The sequence below is a fragment of the Streptomyces nanhaiensis genome, from assembly GCF_046614825.1.
GTDB lineage: Bacteria > Actinomycetota > Actinomycetes > Streptomycetales > Streptomycetaceae > Streptomyces > Streptomyces radiopugnans.
In genome coordinates this window covers 1-3,733 of record NZ_JBKJFM010000271.1, presented here as the reverse complement: position 1 = coordinate 3,733, position 3,733 = coordinate 1, and the positions used below count along the sequence as shown (strand labels likewise).

General features: G+C 77.5%; 4 protein-coding genes. All 4 read right to left on the bottom strand.

The annotated features are described in order from the left end of the window. On the bottom strand, nucleotides 1-317 hold a 317-nt coding region (locus tag ACLIYP_RS29595; RefSeq protein ID WP_459076360.1), incomplete at its 3' end, for a GNAT family N-acetyltransferase. Between the two features lie 86 nt (nucleotides 318-403). Then, entirely contained in the window at nucleotides 404-1,666 is a 1,263-nt protein-coding gene (locus tag ACLIYP_RS29590) for an NAD(P)/FAD-dependent oxidoreductase (RefSeq protein WP_412716159.1), read from the bottom strand. 244 nt (nucleotides 1,667-1,910) lie between these two features. Next, a complete protein-coding gene (locus ACLIYP_RS29585) occupies nucleotides 1,911-3,242 on the bottom strand; it encodes a PucR family transcriptional regulator (RefSeq protein ID WP_412716158.1) in 1,332 nt (443 codons plus the stop codon). Between the two features lie 254 nt (nucleotides 3,243-3,496). Beyond that, the coding region (locus tag ACLIYP_RS29580) for a helix-turn-helix domain-containing protein (protein ID WP_412716157.1) at nucleotides 3,497-3,733 on the bottom strand (237 nt) is incomplete at its 5' end.

The window sequence follows — 3,733 nt, the reverse complement described above, 5'->3', positions numbered from 1 at the left end:
GCGCGCAGCACGGCGGCGCCGTGGCCCCGGCCGCGGGCGGCGGGGGCGCTGGCCATGCCGCGGAAGCGGTAGGCGGTGGCGGCGGGGTCCGGCGGCGGGCCGGAGGAGGGCCCGGGGAAGGGCTCCGGGAAGAACGTGCCGCAGCCGAGGACCTCCGGGGCGTCCCCCTCGTAGGAGGCGATGTGGAACGCGGCGGGGTCGCCGTCCTCGGGGAAGACCGCCGCCTCCCGCGGCAGCCCCGGGCGCAGCACCTCCCACCGCAGGTCGAGGATCTCGGAGACGGGCACCGGCGCGGTGCGGATGACGGGGACGGTCATGCCGCCACGCTACGGCTCCGCGGACGCGAGCCCGCGGCCGGGGCGGGGCCGGGCGGGGCGGGGCCGGGCCGGGCGGGGCCCGCGGGTCACTTTCCGGCCAGTTCCTCCAGCGGCACCGAGGGGTCGGCCAGCTTCTCCGGGTCGGTCTCCCGGCCGGAGCGGACGAGCCGCTGGACCGGCCCGGTGACGCCCTCGGCGTTCATGCCCAGCCCGGCCAGCACCCGCCCCTGGCTCAGCCAGAACGCGGTGAACTCCCGCTTGCCGAGGTCGCCGCGGACGACCACCTGGTCGTACGAGCCGGGCGGCGCCCAGCCGGAGTACTCCATGCTCATGTCGTACTGGTCGGAGAAGAAGTACGGCACCCGGTCGTAGGAGACCTCCTGCCCGAGCATCGCCCGGGCGGCGGCCGGCCCGCCGTTCAGCGCGTTGGCCCAGTGCTCGACGCGCAGCCGGGTGCCGAACAGCGGGTGGTGGAGGGCCGCGACGTCGCCGGCCGCGTGGATGTCGGGGTCGCTGGTGCGCAGCGACGCGTCCACCGCGATGCCGCCCACGGGCTCCCCGGCCAGTTCCAGCCCGGCGGCGCGGGCCAGGGAGACGCGGGGGGCGGCGCCGACGGCGGCGAGCACGGCGTGCGCCGGGTGCTCCTCGCCGTCCCCGGTGCGGACGGCCAGGACCTGGCTGTCCTGGCCGACGATCTCGGTGAGGGAGGTGCCGAAGTACAGGCGCACCCCGTGCTCGCGGTGCAGGTCGGCGAGGACGGCGCCCAGCTCGGGGCCGAGGACGGAGTGCAGGGGGGCGGGGTTCGGCTCGATGACGGTGACCTCGGCGCCCCAGGAGCGGGCGACGGCGGCCACCTCCAGGCCGATCCAGCCCGCGCCCGCGACGACCAGGTGCCCGTTGTCGCGGCCGAGCCCGGCCAGGGCGCCGCGCAGCCGGTCGGCGTGCGCCAGGCGGCGCAGGTGGTGCACCCCGGCCAGCTCGGTGCCGGGGACGTTCAGGCGGCGCGGCTCGGCGCCGGTGGCCAGCAGCAGTTTGTCGTAGTGGATCCGGGTGCCGTCGCCGAGCTCCACCGTCCTCGCCTCCCGGTCGAGGCGGACGGCGGGCTGGCCCAGGTGGAGTTCGACGGCGGCGCCGGCGTACCAGGCGGGCTCGTGGACGAAGGCGCTGTCGCGTTCGGCGGTGCCGGCGAGGTAGCCCTTGGACAGGGGAGGCCGCTCGTAGGGGTGGTCGCGTTCGTCGCCGACCAGGATGACGCGGCCGGTGAAGCCCTCGGCCCGCAGGGTCTCGGCCGCCTTCGCCCCGGCCAGGCCGCCGCCGACGATGACGAACGTGCGATGTGCGTCGACCACGTGCTTCCTCCTCGTTGCCCTGCCCCCCTGCGGTGGGTTCTCCCGGCGGCGTACCCCGCCGGCCGCGCCGCCGGAGGGGCGGGGGCCGGTCGTCCGGGGGTGCTCCGGGGATGGTCCGCGGCCGGCTCCGCGGACGTCTCCCACAGATCTTCCCCGCCCTCGGGACCGCTCTACCCCCTTCGCGCGCACCATCCTCGTTCGTCTGGAACCATCCGGTACGCGCGTCCGTGCGCGTGTGCGCGCCTCAGACCGCGGGGCGGGCCTGGACGGGCGCGGTCCGCGCCGCCCCCGGGCCGCCCTCCCCGTACGTCCGGCCGTGGAGCACCCGGCGGGCGGTCAGGGCGAGGGAGAGCTCGGCCACCTCGTGGGGGCGGGCGAGCGACCGGCCGGTGAGCTGCTCGAAGCGGCGCAGCCGGTTGAGGACGGTGTTGCGGTGGCAGAACAGCCTGCTCCCGGCCCGCCGCGCCGATCCGTCGCACTCCAGCCAGACGGCGAGGGTGTCCAGCAGCAGGTCCCGGTCGGGGCCCTCCAGCCGCAGCACCGGGCCCAGGACCCGCTCGGCCAGGGCCGCGGCCAGGCCGGGCGAGGAGACCAGCAGGGCGGCCGGCAGGTGCTCGTGGAGCAGGACCGGCGCCCCGCCCGGGGTGGCGGAGCGCAGTGCGGTCTCGGCGAGCCGGCGGGCGTCGCCGACCTGGGCCAGGCCCTCCACCGCGGAGCTGATGCCGGTCCGCAGCCCCGGCAGCGCGGGCAGGGCGCCGGCCAGCTCCGCCAGCAGTCCGTCGGCCGCTCCGGCGGCGTCCGCGGCGCCGGGCTCTCCGGGCTCTCCGGGCTCTCCGGGGCAGCCGCCGAGCGGGGCGATCCCCAGGTCGGCGTCGGACCGGGTGTGCCACAGGACCGGCACGGCCGCGGGGACGCGGGAGCGGATCAGGGCACGGTGGGCCTCCCGGCCGGGGCCGGCGACGATCACCACCGCGTACCGGCCCCGCTCGGGCAGGCCCAGCGCCTCGGAGGTCTCCGCGAGGTCGGCGACGCGCATGGTGCCCTCCAGCAGGGCGTCGGCCATCAGCCGCTGGCGGTTGTCGTGGCGCCAGGCCAGGCGGCGTTCGGTCCGCCGGTACGCCTCGGCGACCACCGCGCAGTGCTCGTCGACGAAGTCCCACACCTCGGCCGCCACGTGGACCAGCAGCCGCGCGCCGTCGGGGTCGTACCGGGTGACCCGGTCCACCAGGGACTGCCAGACCACCGCCCCGCCGATCCGGAAGGCCCGCATCAGGGCGTCCAGCGGCAGTCCCTGCTCGGCGCGCTCGGCGCCGATCCGCCACGAGCAGCGGCGGGCGGCGTCGCGCAGTTCCTTGGGGCGCAGCAGGGAGCCGACGTTGTGCCGCAGGGAGCGGTACACCTCGTGCCACAGCTCGTCCTGGTCGACGGAGGCGGCGCGGTAGGCGGGCTCCTCCCTGCGCAGCAGCTCGACCACACGGTCGGTGAGCCGGGGGAGTTCGTCCATCAGCGGGCGGGCGGCCCGGTGCAGCACGGCCACGGCCTCGGCGTTCACGGGAGCGCGTACGACGGGGTGCATCTCGGTCCTCCACCTGGCGGGTGTCGGGAGCGGCTCGATGCAGCATTGTCAGCAGGCCCGGACCGGGATATCCAGAGGCGTGCGGAAATCGCTTAGCGACCGCTCAGTCTCCCAGGTGCCCGGCGTGGGCGGCCCGTGCGGGGCGAACCGGTACAGCGCGTGGGGGCGTACGCGGGCGCGGGATGGCGGACGGCCCCGCCCTCCCGCCGCAGGTCCAGGCCCGGTCCCGGTCCCGTACCGGCCCGGTCCCGCCCTCAGCCGTCGTGCCGGCCGTCGCCGGCCGCCGCCAGGACCCGGGTGAGCTCCACGCGGGAGCGGACGCCCAGCGCGGCGAAGACGTTGCGCAGGTGGTGGTCGACCGTGCGGGGGCTGACCGACAGCCGCAGCGCGACCTCCCGGTTGGTGGCGCCCTCGGCCACGCAGCGCGCGATGCGCAGCTGCTGCGGGGTCAGCCTGCCCAGCACCCGCGGCGCGCCCTGCCCCGCCGCCTC